Origin of the sequence: Riemerella anatipestifer (assembly GCF_035666175.1) — a bacterium.
GTDB classification, from domain to species: Bacteria; Bacteroidota; Bacteroidia; order Flavobacteriales; family Weeksellaceae; genus Riemerella; species Riemerella anatipestifer_D.
The window spans coordinates 750,773-766,191 of record NZ_CP142016.1; the positions used below are offsets into that span (position 1 = coordinate 750,773).

At 34.3% G+C, this 15,419-nt stretch carries 16 protein-coding genes; 9 read left to right on the plus strand and 7 right to left on the minus strand.

Annotated elements, in window-relative coordinates; all coding sequences use genetic code 11:
• Window positions 1-138 precede the first annotated feature (138 nt).
• From VIX88_RS03780 to VIX88_RS03805, 6 genes are all read right to left on the minus strand, one after another.
• Window positions 139-960 (minus strand): GLPGLI family protein, encoded by an 822-nt coding sequence (locus tag VIX88_RS03780; protein ID WP_064970617.1) that lies wholly within the window; start codon window positions 958-960, stop codon window positions 139-141.
• A gap of 289 nt (window positions 961-1,249) precedes the next feature.
• Window positions 1,250-2,128, minus strand: coding sequence for an IS982-like element ISRa1 family transposase (locus tag VIX88_RS03785; RefSeq protein WP_127919812.1), 879 nt, complete (start codon window positions 2,126-2,128; stop codon window positions 1,250-1,252).
• A 41-nt stretch (window positions 2,129-2,169) separates the two neighbouring features.
• Entirely contained in the window at window positions 2,170-2,478 is a 309-nt protein-coding gene (locus VIX88_RS03790; RefSeq protein WP_237190403.1) for a rhodanese-like domain-containing protein, read from the minus strand.
• A gap of 3 nt (window positions 2,479-2,481) precedes the next feature.
• A complete protein-coding gene (locus tag VIX88_RS03795) occupies window positions 2,482-3,888 on the minus strand; it encodes an MBL fold metallo-hydrolase (protein ID WP_064970358.1) in 1,407 nt (468 codons plus the stop codon).
• 13 nt (window positions 3,889-3,901) lie between these two features.
• Window positions 3,902-4,696 (minus strand): sulfite exporter TauE/SafE family protein, encoded by a 795-nt coding sequence (locus VIX88_RS03800; protein ID WP_064970359.1) that lies wholly within the window; start codon window positions 4,694-4,696, stop codon window positions 3,902-3,904.
• Window positions 4,697-4,767: 71 nt separating this feature from the next.
• Window positions 4,768-5,211 carry a hypothetical protein gene (locus VIX88_RS03805; protein ID WP_064970360.1) on the minus strand — a complete coding sequence of 148 codons (444 nt, stop codon included), beginning with the start codon at window positions 5,209-5,211 and terminating at the stop codon, window positions 4,768-4,770.
• 145 nt (window positions 5,212-5,356) lie between these two features.
• Between VIX88_RS03805 and VIX88_RS03810 the strand changes: the two genes are divergently transcribed.
• The 5 genes from VIX88_RS03810 (at window position 5,357) to VIX88_RS03830 (ending at window position 11,451) form a co-directional block, all read left to right on the plus strand.
• Window positions 5,357-6,907: a helicase HerA-like domain-containing protein gene (locus VIX88_RS03810; RefSeq protein ID WP_038694309.1), complete on the plus strand. Its 1,551-nt coding sequence runs from the start codon at window positions 5,357-5,359 to the stop codon at window positions 6,905-6,907.
• Window positions 6,908-7,061: 154 nt separating this feature from the next.
• Window positions 7,062-8,285, plus strand: a complete 1,224-nt coding sequence (locus tag VIX88_RS03815; RefSeq protein ID WP_064964801.1) for a PolC-type DNA polymerase III — start codon at window positions 7,062-7,064, stop codon at window positions 8,283-8,285.
• Window positions 8,286-8,329: 44 nt separating this feature from the next.
• Window positions 8,330-9,979: a DNA repair protein RecN gene (gene recN / locus VIX88_RS03820; protein WP_064970361.1), complete on the plus strand. Its 1,650-nt coding sequence runs from the start codon at window positions 8,330-8,332 to the stop codon at window positions 9,977-9,979.
• Window positions 9,980-10,049: 70 nt separating this feature from the next.
• Complete coding sequence (locus tag VIX88_RS03825; RefSeq protein ID WP_064970362.1) at window positions 10,050-10,913, plus strand: GLPGLI family protein; 864 nt, start codon at window positions 10,050-10,052, stop codon at window positions 10,911-10,913.
• Between the two features lie 118 nt (window positions 10,914-11,031).
• Window positions 11,032-11,451 (plus strand): hypothetical protein, encoded by a 420-nt coding sequence (locus VIX88_RS03830; protein ID WP_127919828.1) that lies wholly within the window; start codon window positions 11,032-11,034, stop codon window positions 11,449-11,451.
• Window positions 11,452-11,656: 205 nt separating this feature from the next.
• Here VIX88_RS03830 and VIX88_RS03835 read toward each other — a convergent pair whose 3' ends face one another.
• Window positions 11,657-12,340, minus strand: a complete 684-nt coding sequence (locus tag VIX88_RS03835; RefSeq protein ID WP_064970364.1) for a zinc metallopeptidase — start codon at window positions 12,338-12,340, stop codon at window positions 11,657-11,659.
• 82 nt (window positions 12,341-12,422) lie between these two features.
• Here VIX88_RS03835 and VIX88_RS03840 point away from each other — a divergent pair, with 82 nt between their 5' ends.
• The 4 genes from VIX88_RS03840 (at window position 12,423) to VIX88_RS03860 (ending at window position 15,401) form a co-directional block, all read left to right on the plus strand.
• Window positions 12,423-13,547 (plus strand): GNAT family N-acetyltransferase, encoded by a 1,125-nt coding sequence (locus VIX88_RS03840; protein WP_064970365.1) that lies wholly within the window; start codon window positions 12,423-12,425, stop codon window positions 13,545-13,547.
• A gap of 313 nt (window positions 13,548-13,860) precedes the next feature.
• Complete coding sequence (locus VIX88_RS03850) at window positions 13,861-14,226, plus strand: NADH-quinone oxidoreductase subunit A (protein WP_004918335.1); 366 nt, start codon at window positions 13,861-13,863, stop codon at window positions 14,224-14,226.
• Window positions 14,227-14,269: 43 nt separating this feature from the next.
• The gene (locus VIX88_RS03855; RefSeq protein ID WP_004918338.1) at window positions 14,270-14,824 is read left to right on the plus strand and encodes an NADH-quinone oxidoreductase subunit B; all 555 of its coding nucleotides are present in this window, start codon (window positions 14,270-14,272) and stop codon (window positions 14,822-14,824) included.
• 82 nt (window positions 14,825-14,906) lie between these two features.
• Complete coding sequence (locus tag VIX88_RS03860) at window positions 14,907-15,401, plus strand: NADH-quinone oxidoreductase subunit C (RefSeq protein WP_004918340.1); 495 nt, start codon at window positions 14,907-14,909, stop codon at window positions 15,399-15,401.
• Window positions 15,402-15,419 lie beyond the last annotated feature (18 nt).

A 15,419-nucleotide genomic window follows, 5' to 3' on the forward strand; every position in this document is an offset into this window, starting at 1 on the left:
ACCAATATTTTGTATTTGCACTGTGCTAATAGCCCCATTGTACTGAATTTTAAAAATCCCTCCACAAAGACACTTGACAAAAAAATCACAAGAACCAAAAATCCTTGTGATTTTAATAATAGGCTAACCCTTTCTAAATTATTTATCAGGATACGCTGCTTTAAAATCCAAGTGAATAGGATTTTGTTTTCTCAATCTATTTTTAATCATTTCTTCACTTACTTTTAAATTATCCTTGGTCAATAGAGTACCATCTTCTAATCGAATAGGTTGATTCCTATTTATCAAGCCTTTGGTAATACCACCAAAAGGATCATTGTAATTTTGGAGGAGCATTTTCTTAAATTTATCAATAGAAATAGTTACAGAATTGGTTTCTAATGTGGTTAAGAAATCAATGGTTTGAGTGGCAGGGAAATTTTGAACACCAATTAATTCAAAATGAAAATGACTCTGCGTATCCTTCAGACTCACTATCAATCCTGGCAAACCACTAAAAAGGTACGGTCCTACATAAAGAGGAAAATCCTTATCCCACCAAGCTTCCCATTGCCTTCCTCCGTAGTCTATCGTTGCTTTTTGCAGTGTCCTATTCCCCTCCAGACGAGTTTCTTTTTCTATCTTCCAATCTTTTGATTTTTTTATGTGGATTTTAAAAATATCTACACTCAGCATTTTATATTCTTCTGCATCGTCACTATTGGCAAAATTCACTTTTACAAAATCCGTCATTTTGAAATCCGAAAATCCAAACTCTCCTGTCTTTTTAAAAATAGAATCATTTACAAAGTAATTTCTATTGTAATAAATCCCAGTTTTCTTATGGGTATCTACATCAAGATAGTAAATTTCATCAACCCGTTCAGAACCAACACCTGATGACACCCTGTACACCAATCTCGTGGTTTGAGCATGAATAAAAATGCTGGTAAAAAAGATAAAAAAATATAAATATTTCATGATAATCAATTAAAAATTAAAAGGCTGTTATAAACAATTTTTTATAGTTTAAGATTTCTATTAGAACTCTTCCATTAGGTTTTACTTAACTGCTTTCTTGAAAACTTTGTTAAAGTCTTCATAATTGTAAAAATATTTAATTATGTGACTCTTAGCTCTTCAAATATAGAAATAATTTCTAATTTAACAAGATTTTTTTCATAGCATTATAAACACACTATGTAATACAAATAAAATATCATTAAAAATTCCCATATAATAATACATAGACAAATACTCGTTGTGCATTTTAAATAATACTGATTTTTAGATGATTTAATTTTCTTTGGAAGATAAATTTATTGATATATTGAATAACCGTTGCGGCGGTTATTTTACTGATTATCCTTGTTTTAAAGCCTTCAAAAGTTTTAGCATTGTTTCTTTTAATCATAAATTGGTCGCAAAGTTGAGAGAAAAATGTCTCAATTCGTTTTCGCTTTTTCTTGTACAATGAAAATTGAGGAATATAATCTTTCTGATTACTTCTCATTGGTGTATCTAATTTAATATTAGCATAGTTAAATAAATCTATTTGAACTTTTGCTGATAAATAGCCTCTATCTCCAATTAAAGTACAGTTTCGCATTTGCTCACCAATATCTTTTAAATAGTGGATGTCGTGAACGGATGCAGGGCTTATATCAAAATTCTTAATCACACCATTTAAAGAACATACTGCGTGTAGTTTATAGCCATAGAAATATAATTTCTGTGAAGCACAATAACCATATGTTGGTGAAGAATAGGATTGCTCTTTACAAATTTTTGAACGAGTAGAACGAGCGTTTTCACAAACTTTCATTGGCATGCTATCAACGATAAAAATATCTTCAAACTCATTGAACTCCATCGAAATACGCTGTCTAATTTGCTCTGTTTGTAGGGATAGTCTTCGTTTTCGCTTATTGTAAACACTTCTTTCAATTTTGTTTATCAGAGAGTTTGGCAATTTTCTAAATAACTGTAATTCGCTATCAATACTCAAGTATTCAGCAGTAATATTAAGACTTATGACTTCTAAATCGCTCATTTTAGGTGTTCTTCTCTGATAACTAATCAGTTGATTTTCTGAAAAAAGTCCTAAAACTTCCAAAATTCTTTCATATATTTGCTCTATGTTGTTCATTTATATCGTTTTATAGCAAAAACAATATACTGATTTTCAGTCTAATAAACAACTCTTGTTTTTTTCATTTCATAATGCACAACGGGTTTATCTAAATGATTTTCTAACTGGTCTAAAGGTATGTTGATGGCTCCATTAGCACTGCCTTCTGCAAATTCTTCTGGAGTCCTTACATCCACCAAAATACTATTGGGAGCATTTATAATTTTTTTGATATTTGCTTCGCTAGTATTTTTTGTATCGGCTACACACCAGATAATTCCAGTATCTTTGGCTTTACTAGTTGTTTGGCAGGAGGCAAGCCCCAGAGCTAAACCTCCGCCAAGTATCAACAGATGTATGGCTTTCATGGTTTAGAATTTAATTTTAGATTGACATACAAAATCAGTGGTAGGTACTGAAGTCTCCTTAATTTTAGCAAAACCACCATCTACTTCTGTAAAGTTTCGGATACCTCTAGAATTGAGTATGCTAGAGGCTATCATACTACGATAACCTCCTGCACAATGGATGTAGAAATGTGTATCGTCTAGTTCTTTTGCCCAATCGTTAATCTCCATAAGAGGGCGGCTAAGGGCGTCTTCTACATGCTCAGCAGAGTATTCTCCTATATTTCTTACATCTACTACTTTTGTGTCTTTGTGGTATTCATTCGCAAAGGCTTCGGCAGAAATTCTTTTAATAGTATCTATTTCTTTTCCTGAATTTTTCCACGAGTCAAAACCTCCTTTGAGGTAGCCCACCACATTATCAAACCCTACACGAGCGAGTCTAGTAATGGCTTCTTCTACGGTACCTTCTTCACAGACTAGTAGCAGGGGTTGTTTAACATCTACAATCATTGCACCTACCCAAGGCGCAAAACTGCCTTTAAGACCAATATTGATAGAGTTAGGCACAAAACCTTGGTGGAAATCAGCGGCATTTCTAGTGTCAAGGATTAAAGCTCCTGTATTCTCTGCCACGGTTTCAAAATCTCCTACAGATAGAGCCTCTTTACCATTTTTTAAAACTTCATCAAAGCTGGTGTAGCCTCCTTTGTTCATAGCTACATTCATTCCGAAGTATTGAGGAGGAGCGGTAAGCCCGTCTAAAACAGCGTCTATAAAAGCCTCTTTACTGGGTTGGTTGAGGGCATAGTTTATTTTCTTTTGGTTGCCAAGGCTGTCTACGGTTTCCTTCATCATATTTTTACCACAAGCAGAACCCGCTCCGTGTGCTGGATACACGGTAACCTCATCTGGTAGGGGAAGTATTTTGTTGTAAAGACTTTCGTACAATAGTCCAGCTAATTCTTCTTGAGTAAGATTAGTGGCCTTTTGTGCCAAGTCAGGACGCCCTACATCACCTAAAAATAGTGTGTCGCCACTAAACAATGCGGTTTCTTTTCCGTTTTCATCAAGGAGTAGAAAACACGCACTTTCCATCGTATGTCCTGGAGTGTGTAGCACTTTTATTTTAACATTTCCTAACTCAAAAATTTGATTGTCCTCTGCAATAATAGCTTCAAAACTAGGCTTTGCAGTAGGTCCGTAGATGATAGGAGCGCCTGTTTTTTTACTCAAATCTAAATGTCCTGATACAAAATCAGCATGGAAGTGAGTTTCAAAGATGTATTTTAGGGTAACACCATCTTTCTCTAAACGCTCTAAGTAAGGTTGTACTTCACGCAGTGGGTCTATAATGGCTGCTTCGCCGTTAGAAGTAATGTAGTAGGCTCCTTGTGCAAGGCAACCTGTGTATATTTGTTCTATTTTCATAATGATACTATTTTTATTTTAAAATTAATTCTTTAATTAGGATATAAACTCCCATACCTAACACAAACCAACCAAAAGCAGGTTTGAGTTTTTTACCATCTACTCTTTTAGATAAAGCCAAACCCAATAAAACTCCTAGAATAGATAGCCCTGTAAAAGATAAGAGAAATTGCCAGTCTATGGCAACTTTGTCTAAAGAGCTTATAAAACCTATGGTACTACTAAGGGTAATAATAAGTAGTGAGGTACCAATAGCTTCTTTCATTTTTAACCCTAAAATCATTACCAAAGCAGGAATGATAAGAAATCCTCCACCAGCACCTACCAGTCCTGTAATAATGCCTACCAACAGCCCTTGGGAAATAAGCAAGGTATTTCTAGATGGAGAAATCTCTAAGGTACTTGGTTCAGTTTTACTTCCCACAATCATTTTGTAGGAAGCCGAAAGCATCAGCGAGGCAAATAAGATGAGAAGGAACATATCTTTAGTGAGGCAAATGCCCCAACGGTTGATGATGTATTCGGGTAGATGTGGTACAACCACCCTCCTAGAGAAAAGCACTCCTAAGACGGAAGGGATACCAAATAGTAAAGCGGTATTGAGGTGTATTTGTTTCTCTTTAAAGTATCCCAAAGAGCCTACTAATCCATTACAAGCAACTACAAATAAAGAGAGTGTGGTTGAGGTAATAGCATCTAACCCAAAAAGGTAGGCAAAAACAGGTACGCTTAAAATACTACCGCCACCGCCCATAAGACCGAGTACCAAACCAATGATGACAGCAAAAAAATAACCTAGTAGTTCCATAATTTTTTACAAAGGTAAGACTTGTGCCGTTATAAGTAATGAAACTTGGGTTACAGAAGTCTGTTTTTTAACTAAGCTATGTCTATAATTTCAATTTGATGAGAGCCAAAATCAACCTTATCGCCAACTTTAGTGTCTTTTATTTTTGAATAAATAGGAGCCTCTTCGGAAATACAAATTACATCTTTTCCTTCATATTTGAACGGTGGCACTGAGATTCCAATAAAAATATAACTTTTGTCGGTTTTAATAAGGCAACCACTTTCAATACTTGTATGGTGTTCTTGGGTAGAATGTTCTATGAATGCTAAATGATTTTTTGCCGTATTTGCCATCTGTTCAAACCTAAGCTGCATATCTTTAGCCTCTGTTTGATGTGAAAAGTCTTCAGGGTTGTGGGTAGCATCTTCATCTATGTCAGACTCTATACGGTAGCGCTCTACAGATTTTTGTAGGTTATCCACTATCTTTTGTTGCTCGTTAGCAATGGCTTTTAAAATGATTTCTTTTTCCATAAGGATTATATCTTTTATAGAGTAACAAATATAAACAAAATCTACCATATTTAGGACTGGTTTGTCCTAGATGAGATTATTTAAGATAGATAAAAGAGCTATTATTCAGTTTTATTTCTTAATTTTATCCATCAAAAAATGTAAAATGGCAGACAAAACTAAATTTATAGAAGAACTAAGCAGTAGATATAGCTCCAAAGGAGATAGTATTATCCTAGGGAAGGGAATGCTAGATGGAGAGGTAATAAAAGAGGTAGATGTAAAACTTCCGTTAAAAACCTTAAACCGTCATGGTCTTATAGCTGGGGCTACAGGAACGGGAAAAACGAAGACTATACAGGTCTTTGTGGAGCAGCTTTCTCATGCAGGGATACCGTCTTTAGTAATGGATATTAAAGGTGATTTTTCAGGAATAGCAGAGGCTGGGGAGGAAAATAACATCATTAAAGAACGCTATGCTAAAACAGAGTTGCCGTATAAAGCTCAGCCTTTTCCGGTAGAGTTAATGACGATTTCTGGGGCTAAAGGTGTTCAGTTGAGGGCTACGGTTACAGAATTTGGACCAGTGCTACTTAGTAAAATATTGGGGCTTAATGATACCCAAAGTAGCATTATGTCTATAGTCTTTAAATATTGTGATGATAAAGGCTTACCTCTAATTGATTTAGAAGATATTAAAAAAGTATTACAGTATGTAACTACGGACGATAATGGTAAGAAAGAAATAGCAGAAAATTACGGCTCTATTGCACCAGCATCTTTAGGGGCTATTTTGAGGTCTATTGTAGCTTTAGAACAAGAGGGAGCAACAGCGTTCTTTGGTGAGCCGAGCTTTGAGGTTAATGATTTGTTACAAACTAGAGATGGGAAAGGTGTGGTAAATATTATGCGTGTAGATGACATTCAGAATAAACCGAACTTATTTTCTACCTTTATGCTGTCTTTGTTTGCCGAGATTTATCTTACTTTTCCAGAAGAAGGCGATAGTGGAAAACCGAAATTGGTGCTTTTTATAGATGAAGCTCACTTAATTTTTAAAGAAGCCTCCAAAACCTTGCTTTCACAGATAGAAACTATGGTGAAACTTATCCGTTCTAAAGGAGTTGGTATTTATTTTATTACTCAAATCCCTGGAGATGTGCCAGAGAATGTTTTAAGTCAGTTAGGTCTTAAGATTCAGCATGCATTGAGAGGATTTACAGCTAAAGATAGAAAAGAAATAGAAAAAGCCATACAAAACTATCCTGTTACAGAGTATTATAAGGCGGAGGAACTCATCCAAAATTTAGGAATAGGAGAGGCGTTTGTAACGGCATTAGATGAAAAAGGTATCCCAACACCTTTGGTGCAAACTTACCTTATTTCACCAGAAAGTAGAATGGGAGTATTAACGGCTACCGAGATAGATAATCTAACGGCAGGGTCAGCTTTAGTTAAGAAATATCAGAATAGTATAGATAAAGAAAATGCTTACGAGATTTTATCTAAAAGAATGGTTCCTGTAGCTGAGGGAAGTCAGGCGTCTCAAGAAGCACCTAAAACAACCGTGACTAAAGAACAAGAAGAACCTAGCCTATTTGATACTGTATTGAAAAGTCCTATGGCTAAAACTTTTGGTACAACTTTAATGAGAGAAGGAGCAAAAGCTATACTAGGTATGCTTGGATTAAAATCCACTTCTAGGAGAAGGTACTAAAAGTTAATATCATAACCTATAAAATTAAATGATTCAGATTTAATCTGAATCATTTTTTTTGTGGATTAAGCGGTGGTTAAATTTGCATTTAATGAAAAATATCCGCAAGTTTGCACCCTTTGATATTGTGAGATTGTTTTATTTTAAAAACTAAATGTATTCGGTAATAGACATAGAGAGTAATGGTGGTGCATTTCGAGAGGAGTGTATTATAGAGGTCGCTATTTATCGTTATGATGGGCATAAAATAGTAGACCAATTTATCTCTATGGTAAATCCAGAAGCCGATATTTCTCATTTTGTGCAAAAACTGACGGGTATTACACCTAAAATGGTTAAAACTGCTCCTAAATTTCACGAAATTGCTAAAAGAATTATAGAAATTACGAAAGGAAGCACCTTAGTAGGGCATAATGTAGATTTTGATTATAGAATGTTGAGGCAATCTTTTAAGAGGTTGGGCTATCATTTCAGTATAGAAACATTAGACACCATACCTTTAGCCAAAAAACTCATTCCTAATGAAGAAAGTTATTCTTTGGGGAAATTGGTGAAATCTTTAGGAATACCTTTAGCAGAACATCACAGGGCAAGTAGTGATGCCAGAGCAACGCTAGACCTTTTTAAACTGCTAATGACTAAGGATAAAGATAACGAGATTATCCAATCCCATTTTGAGGAAGCTAATGCAAAAACCTACCTCAATAAAGTTAAAACACTTACCCAAGATTTACCAGCAGAACGAGGGATTATTTATTTTCAAGACGCTAGTGGTAAAGTGATTTTAGCTGAAGCAACAGATGGTATTTATAAGTTTGCGAAGAAGATATTTAATGCTAAGTCGAAAAAGTGGCAAAAAATACAAAATGAAGTAGAACAGATTTCTTATGAACTAGTGGTGTCAGAGTTGTTTGCAAAGCTGATTATGAACACTAAAGGTCTTGCCAAAAAGATACATTTGCCGTACGGACTTTTTTTTGAAAATGATGAATGGTTAGTCAAACGAGTGCGTAGAGATATATCATTGTCGCCTATGATTAAATTTAAAACCCATTCGCAGGGGAGAAAAGTGCTTAATTTTATTAAAAATCACGAAGTTTTAAACAGTAAAGAAGCTCTCGAACAGTTTTTAAGTTTTAAAGATAAAAGTATGCTCCTTACAGGACAGGGCAGGACGAGAGGCGAAAAATCATTTTTGTTGATAGAAAAAGGACAAGTGTCGGGCTATGGATTTTACGATTGGTATCACCAGATAAGCACTTACGATAAACTTTCGAAGTTAAAAATAAGAGTAGACAAAGTTTCTTCTGATTTGAAAAACGAAATAAAGTTAGCCTTGCTCAGAAATGAGTTTAAAAAACAGGAGATTCCTAGCTAATATTTTCTTTCAGAGCTGAAAGTTAAATTCGTATTTTTGTACCTATGCTGAATAAAATTTACATACAAAATTTTGCCCTTATAGATAAATTGAGTTTAAATCTTAATAAGGGTTTGCAGGTCATTACAGGAGAAACGGGAGCTGGTAAATCTATTATTTTAGGAGCTTTAAGGTTGATACTTGGCGAGAGAGCTGACTTGAAAGCAGTGGCAGACGCAGAACAAAAAAGTGTTGTAGAAGCCGAATTTGAAGTTTCTAACGACTTAAAATCCTTTTTTGATGAAAATGATTTGGACTTTGAAAATCCCACCATCATCAGACGAGAGATTCTCCCAAGTGGCAAATCTAGGGCTTTTGTGAACGATGTCCCTGTAACATTAGATGTTCTTAAAAATTTATCATCTAAGTTGGTGGATATACATTCGCAGTTTGAAACTTCGTTGTTATTTACGGAGGCTTATCAGTTTAAGATTATAGATGGCATTGCACAAAATCAGTCTATTTTAGCAGAATATCAAAAGACTTTTTCGGCTTATCAGAATTTAAAGAAGGATTTAGAAGAAGCTCAAAATCATTTATCAGAAGGACTTAAAGAGAGAGATTATAAGTCTTTTCTACTCCAAGAATTAGAAGAATTAGCGTTAGATAAGATAGATTTTGAAGAGATTAAAAATCAATTAAATACGCAAGAAAATGCGGAATTTATATCGGAGAATTTAGCTGCGGTGATTTCTCGTTTTCATCAAGAGGAGATTGGGGTATTAGATGCTTTAGCGGACGCTAAAACGAAACTGTATAGAGTATCGGAGGCTTCCTCTCAATTTGATGAGGTTAGTCAGCGTTTAGATTCTGTGTTTGAGGAGTTTAAAGATATTGTAAGCGAAGTAGAAAATCAGGTAGAAAAAATAGAAATGAATCCACATTTACTATCTGAACTTACAACGATAGTTAATAAAATCAATACACTATTTGTAAAGCACCAAGTAGATACAGTGGAGGATTTACTAGCTATTAAAAATAAACTGTCCGAAGAGCAAAATAGCTTTGATACATTAGAGCAGAGGATAGGTGATATTACTCAAAAATTGGAACAATCTTTAACTCAGCTAGAAACTTTGTCAAAAGAATTGTCTTCAACTAGAGTTAATGCCAGTCTTGTGTTTAAAGATAAAATAGAGCAGCTACTGAAACAGTTAGGTCTAGAGAAAGCAAAAATAGAAGTTAGTTTTTCGGAGGTAGAAACATTTAATTCCTTTGGGAAAGAGAGCATCAATATTTTATTTCAAGCCAACACGGGGTTTCCGCTTAAACCTATACAGTCCGCAATTTCTGGCGGAGAGCGTTCTAGAGTGATGCTAAGTGTTAAGAAAATAATGGCGGAAACGACAGCTTTACCAACTTTAATTCTTGATGAAATAGATACAGGCGTTTCTGGAAGAGTGGCAGAGGAAATAGGAAAGGTGATGAAAGAAATGGCTAAAGATATGCAATTGATAGTGATTACCCATTTGGCACAGGTAGCGGCTAAAGGACACCATAATTACAAAGTGGTTAAAAGCGAGGTGGAAGGCAGAACGCAGTCTAGAATTATCTCGTTATCAGAAGATGAAAAACTACACGAGATAGCCCAAATCTTATCAGGAGCCAAGATTACAGACGCTGCTCTAGAACAGGCTAAGGAGCTGATGAAATAAGAAAAACAGTAATTATGTTGTAACAAATCCAATGGTTTTGCTACTTATTGTTTAGAATAAAATTTTAATTATGAAAAAAATAAATCTTTTAGTGTTACTTCTTTTAGCAGGGTTGTTTTCTGCACAGGAGGTTAATCGTTTCTTTTATGAAATGACTTTTAAACCAAGCAAAGATTCTGCTAACAAGGTGGAAAAAGAGCTTACGGTATTAGATGTGTGGAAAGATAAATCGGTTTATAGAGATTATATGGCGGTTTCTCAAGATTCGCTGATGAAGGCTTTTATGGAACAAGTTAAGAAAACAGGTAATATGTTTGACCAAGAAAAATTTGGATTAAAACAAGGTAAATTTACTTATTCTATAGTAAAGCCTTACCCAATTAAAGAGGTAGCTTATGAAGACTTTATTTTGGAAAAAAAGTTTGTATATAAAGAGCCTGTAAAACTAGATTGGAAAATAGAAACAGAAAAAGCTACGATAGAAAATTACTCTACACAAAAAGCAACCACTTCTTTTGGTGGAAGAAATTGGGTAGCTTGGTTTACTACAGATATTCCTTTTGCTGATGGTCCGTATAAATTTTATGGTTTACCGGGGCTTATTGTTAAAATAGAAGATACCCAAAACCACTATCAGTGGGTGCTTAAAGGAAATGAGAAACTTTCTGAAGAAAAAGCAACGCCATACTCTGAAAAAATGATGAAAGAATTTGGTATGGGGAATGGGATAGAGGTAACTCGCGAGAAGTTTGATAAAGCTTATCAAGCCTATAAGCAAGACCCATTTGCTTCTATCAAAACACATTTTAATAATCCAGCAATGAAAGAATATAAACTTCCAGACGGTTCTTATTTTGTAGATAAAATAAAAGAAGCGGAAGTGAAACTGAAAAAGTTTTTAAACGAAAATAATAACCCTATTGAACTAAAATAGGCTTTTGCTAAGAAAGTAAAATTAGAAGAGCAGTACATATAGATTTATTTGTACTGCTTTTTTGTGGAATGTAGAATGTATGAAATTTATTAAATTATGCTCCATAAAAATTAGACCTATGAAAAAAATATTTATGTTTTTGAGTTTTATCTGCTTTGTTTGTTTTGTTCAGGCTCAGACGGATTCGTTAAGTACTAAACCTAAGCCAATCACTTCTATTAGGAGTAATGATGTTATGATTAGTCCTTTTCCTTTAATAGCTGGAGGAGCTATAAATGTTTCTTATGAGAGACTTATTGATGATAGTTCTGGTGTTGGTTTAGATATTATTTTAGGTTTAGGAGACATATCTGGTAATAGTCAATTTTCTCCTTATTACAGAAGATATTTTGGAAAAAAATATGCTTCAGGATTTTTTATAGAAGGTTTTCTTCCTATAACAACCTCTCGTGATGAGAAAATAGATTATTATTATAGTCCTTATAGTTACTCATTTTATCCTGTACATACAGAATCAACTAATACAACTATAGTATAGGTTTTGGTATAGGGGGTAAGTGGGTAACGCGTAGTAATATCACTTTTGAAACAAGTATCGGTTTGGCAAGGAGATCTACTAAAGGAGAAATGGTAAGTCCTGTGGCAGGAAAGCTGATGTTAGGTGTAGGATATAGATTTTAGTAGTGTTTGTTAAATACAAATAAAAAAGCCTCAAAATTTTGAGGCTTTTTTATTTATGATTTTTAATCTCTCCTATCCATTAGCATAGAAGCAAAGTAAATTAGCTGAGCTAATGAACCTAATGCTGCAACTACATAAGTTCTAGCAGCCCATTTTAGAGAGTCTTCAGCACCAGCATATTCTTCTGTGGTTACAGTACCTGTACTCTTTAGCCATTTTAAAGCACGATTACTTGCATCGTACTCTACAGGGAGCGTAACGAATGCAAATAATGTTGTTATGGCAAATAGCACAACACCTATAGCTAATAGGGTTTTATTGCCACTTGCAGCCATTACAGCGATACCACCTATAAGGATAAATTGCAATAAGTTAGAACTGATATTAACGATAGGAACTAACTTAGAACGAAGCTGCAACATAGAATATCCTATGGCGTGCTGTATAGCGTGTCCACATTCATGGGCGGCAACGGCAGCGGCAGCAGCATTTCTCTGCACATAAACCGCTTCGGACAGATTTACCGTTTTGTTCATAGGATTATAATGGTCTGTAAGTTGCCCAGGAATAGAGACTACCTGAACATCGTGTATGCCATTGTCTCTTAACATTTTTTCTGCCACTTCTTTACCAGAAAGTCCGTTACTGAGAATTACTTTAGAGTAGTGATTAAACTTTGATTTTAACCTCGCCGAAACAAGCCAACTTACTAGAGTGATGATTCCTAAAATAATATAATAACCCATAATAATTTAATTTTTAGCCACTATTCAGAAAAAATTATGCCAAACTTTTATGTTATATTTGCTGTGAAAAAATGACCGAAATATGGCATCTATAGTAGTAAAAAAGGTAACTAACGACAAAGAATTACAGGATTTTATAAAATTCCCAAACAAGCTTTATAAAGAAAATCCCAACTATGTGCCACCACTTAACAACGATGAAAAGAATATTTGGAAGGCTGAAGAAAATCCCGCTTTATCTTACTCTGATACAGAACAATATTTAGCATATAGAAATGGAGAAGTGGTTGGGCGTATTGCACTTATGGTTAATTATAAGGAAGAAAAGGAGTTAGGCATTAAAAAGTTGCGTTTTGGGTGGCTGGATTTTATAGATGATATAGAGGTTTCAAAAGCATTGATGGATAAGGCTATAGAAGTAGCTAAATCTAAAAATCTTCCCAAGATTGAAGGTCCAATGGGATTTACTAATTTGGATAAAGCAGGAATGTTGGTGATGGGGTTTGACAAATTGGCAACTATGATAGGAATATATAATTTTGAATATTATCCCACTCATTTAGAGCAACTTGGACTTAAAAAAGAAAAAGAATGGGTAGAGTTTGAAATTGATTTTCCAGAGCAACTGCCAGAAAAAGTAACCAAGTTTAGCGGTCTTATTAAAGAAAAATATAAGCTTAAGGTTCTTAGGTTTAATCATAAAAAAGAAATATTGCCCTTAGTAGAGCCTATGTTTAAATTACTAGATGAAACTTATAAAAATTTGTCTACCTACACGCCGATTTCAGATGAGCAAATCAAGACTTATAAAGAGAAATATTTTGGTTTTATAGACAAAGATTATATTATTTGTATTGCTGATGAACATGATGATTTAATTGCTTTTGCTATCACAATGCCATCTTATTCTAGAGCTTTGCAAAAGGCTAAAGGTAAGTTGTTACCGTTTGGGTGGTGGCATTTTCTACAGGCAAGTAAAAAGAATGATAGAGCTAACTTTTACCTAATAGGCATTCGTCCAGATTATCAGCGTAGAGGGGTTACTTCTATTATCTTTGAAGAGATTTATAAAGTGTTTAAGAAGAAAGGAGTGAGGTTTTTAGAAACCAATCCTGAGCTTGAAGAAAATAAAAATATTCAACTTTTGTGGCAGGATTATAATCCGGTTAATCACAAACGAAGAAGAACTTATTCACTAGACATTTAAAGCATTTTCAATGAAAAAACAACTTTATTTCTATGCGATTTTAATTGTCGCATTTGTATTATATAATACCGTTTTTAAAGTCGAAGACGATAGGGTGAACGCTATCGTTAATATTACCTTTGCAAGTGTTCTGTTTTTGTATATTGCTTATATAGCTTGGGTGATATTAAAGAAAATGAAAAACAGATAAAACATCTATTTAAAATAATTCTAAATTAACTAAATATAAGTTATTTTGCTTTTAAAAAGGAGGTGGCCTTTTTAGTTTTAAGGTTTAATTTCTTAGCTTTGCAAGTCAAGAATTAAAATTATTATGAGTATTCCAGAAAATTATATTCCAATTTTAATACAAGCTGCTGTAGGCTTGGGGTTTGTGTTGATTTCTTTGGTAGCTTCTCATTATTTGGGTCCTAGGCTGAATGGCGGAGTTAAAGATGATGCTTTTGAGTGTGGGGTAGAGATTGAAGGAGATGCTAGAACACCATTCTCTGTTAAATATTTTCTTACAGCTATTTTATTTGTTTTATTTGATATAGAAATAGTTTTTTTCTACCCTTATGCGGTTAATTTTAGGGAGTTTGGGGTGGAAGGCTTTTTAGCTGTTCTTACATTTGTAGCAGTATTTTTTATCGGATTTTTCTATGTTCTTAAAAGAGGAGCTTTAGATTGGGATAAGTAAGAATGTTTAAGTAACTATTATATTTAAAAATTAGAAAAACGAGATGTCTAATAAACCTATTATAAAAACAGATGCACCAGCTCCTCCAGGATATTCAGGAGAGGGGTTCTTTGCAACAAAATTAAGTAGCCTTATAGGAATGGCTCGTTCTTATTCCTTATGGCCACTACCATTTGCAACTTCTTGTTGTGGTATTGAGTTTATGGCAATGGCGATGCCTACTTACGATATGGCAAGATTCGGTGCGGAAAGAATGTCTTTCTCTCCAAGACAAGCAGATTGTCTTTTGGTTTGCGGAACTATATCTAAAAAATTAGCACCCGTGCTTAAGCAAGTTTACTCTCAGATGGCAGAACCTAAATGGGTAATAGCGGTGGGAGCTTGTGCGAGTAGTGGTGGTATTTTTGATACTTATTCGGTACTACAAGGGATAGATAAAATTATACCTGTAGATGTATATGTGCCAGGATGTCCGCCTAGGCCAGAGCAGATATTAGAAGGGTTTATGCAGGTTCAGGCATTGGCACAGAGTGAAAGTCTTAGAAGAAGAGATATGCCAGAGTATAAGGCATTGTTAGAAAGTTACGGTGTTAAATAAACTGAGATAATTTGAAATTGAGAGCTAGATTATCAAAAAATTAAAAAAGTTAAATCATTGTCAAATTATCATATAAAAAGATATGAACAACGAATTTGTTTTAGAGGCCATAAATAGAGAATTTCCAGAAGCGGTATTGTCAGTTTCTGAGCCTCATGGTCTGTTAACATTAGAGGTAAAAAAAGAAGAGGTAAAAAAACTTATTCATCATCTAAAAGATTCTTCTTTAGAGATAGGTTTTCTTACAGATATATGCGGTATCCATTATCCTCAAGATAAGGCTAAAGAGTTAGGAGTTATCTATCATCTTCATAATATGAAGACTAATTTTAGAGTTCGTCTAAAAGTGTTTATGCCGATAGAAGAAGCAGAGGTAGATACCATTTCAGATTTATACTCAGGAGCTAATTGGATGGAGAGGGAAACATTTGACTTCTATGGTATTAGATTTAAGGGGCACCCTGATTTAAGAATTATCTTAAACGACCCAGATATGGGCTACCACCCAATGCTTAAACAGTATCGTTTAGAAGATGGTACTAGAGAGGATAAAGATGATAAAATGTTTGGTAGATAGAACTATTGGATATTTTAC

Bases quoted from the DNA above. Each gene is read 5' to 3' on its own strand.
- VIX88_RS03790 (WP_237190403.1), bottom strand. From the start codon at position 2,478: ATGAAAGCCATACATCTGTTGATACTTGGCGGAGGTTTAGCTCTGGGG.
- VIX88_RS03785 (WP_127919812.1), bottom strand. From the start codon at position 2,128: ATGAACAACATAGAGCAAATATATGAAAGAATTTTGGAAGTTTTAGGA.
- VIX88_RS03840 (WP_064970365.1), top strand. From the start codon at position 12,423: ATGGCATCTATAGTAGTAAAAAAGGTAACTAACGACAAAGAATTACAG.
- VIX88_RS03780 (WP_064970617.1), bottom strand. From the start codon at position 960: ATGAAATATTTATATTTTTTTATCTTTTTTACCAGCATTTTTATTCAT.
- recN (WP_064970361.1), top strand. From the start codon at position 8,330: ATGCTGAATAAAATTTACATACAAAATTTTGCCCTTATAGATAAATTG.
- VIX88_RS03860 (WP_004918340.1), top strand. From the start codon at position 14,907: ATGAACAACGAATTTGTTTTAGAGGCCATAAATAGAGAATTTCCAGAA.
- VIX88_RS03830 (WP_127919828.1), top strand. From the start codon at position 11,032: ATGAAAAAAATATTTATGTTTTTGAGTTTTATCTGCTTTGTTTGTTTT.
- VIX88_RS03825 (WP_064970362.1), top strand. From the start codon at position 10,050: ATGAAAAAAATAAATCTTTTAGTGTTACTTCTTTTAGCAGGGTTGTTT.
- VIX88_RS03815 (WP_064964801.1), top strand. From the start codon at position 7,062: ATGTATTCGGTAATAGACATAGAGAGTAATGGTGGTGCATTTCGAGAG.
- VIX88_RS03850 (WP_004918335.1), top strand. From the start codon at position 13,861: ATGAGTATTCCAGAAAATTATATTCCAATTTTAATACAAGCTGCTGTA.
- VIX88_RS03795 (WP_064970358.1), bottom strand. From the start codon at position 3,888: ATGAAAATAGAACAAATATACACAGGTTGCCTTGCACAAGGAGCCTAC.
- VIX88_RS03835 (WP_064970364.1), bottom strand. From the start codon at position 12,340: ATGGGTTATTATATTATTTTAGGAATCATCACTCTAGTAAGTTGGCTT.
- VIX88_RS03805 (WP_064970360.1), bottom strand. From the start codon at position 5,211: ATGGAAAAAGAAATCATTTTAAAAGCCATTGCTAACGAGCAACAAAAG.
- VIX88_RS03800 (WP_064970359.1), bottom strand. From the start codon at position 4,696: ATGGAACTACTAGGTTATTTTTTTGCTGTCATCATTGGTTTGGTACTC.
- VIX88_RS03855 (WP_004918338.1), top strand. From the start codon at position 14,270: ATGTCTAATAAACCTATTATAAAAACAGATGCACCAGCTCCTCCAGGA.
- VIX88_RS03810 (WP_038694309.1), top strand. From the start codon at position 5,357: ATGGCAGACAAAACTAAATTTATAGAAGAACTAAGCAGTAGATATAGC.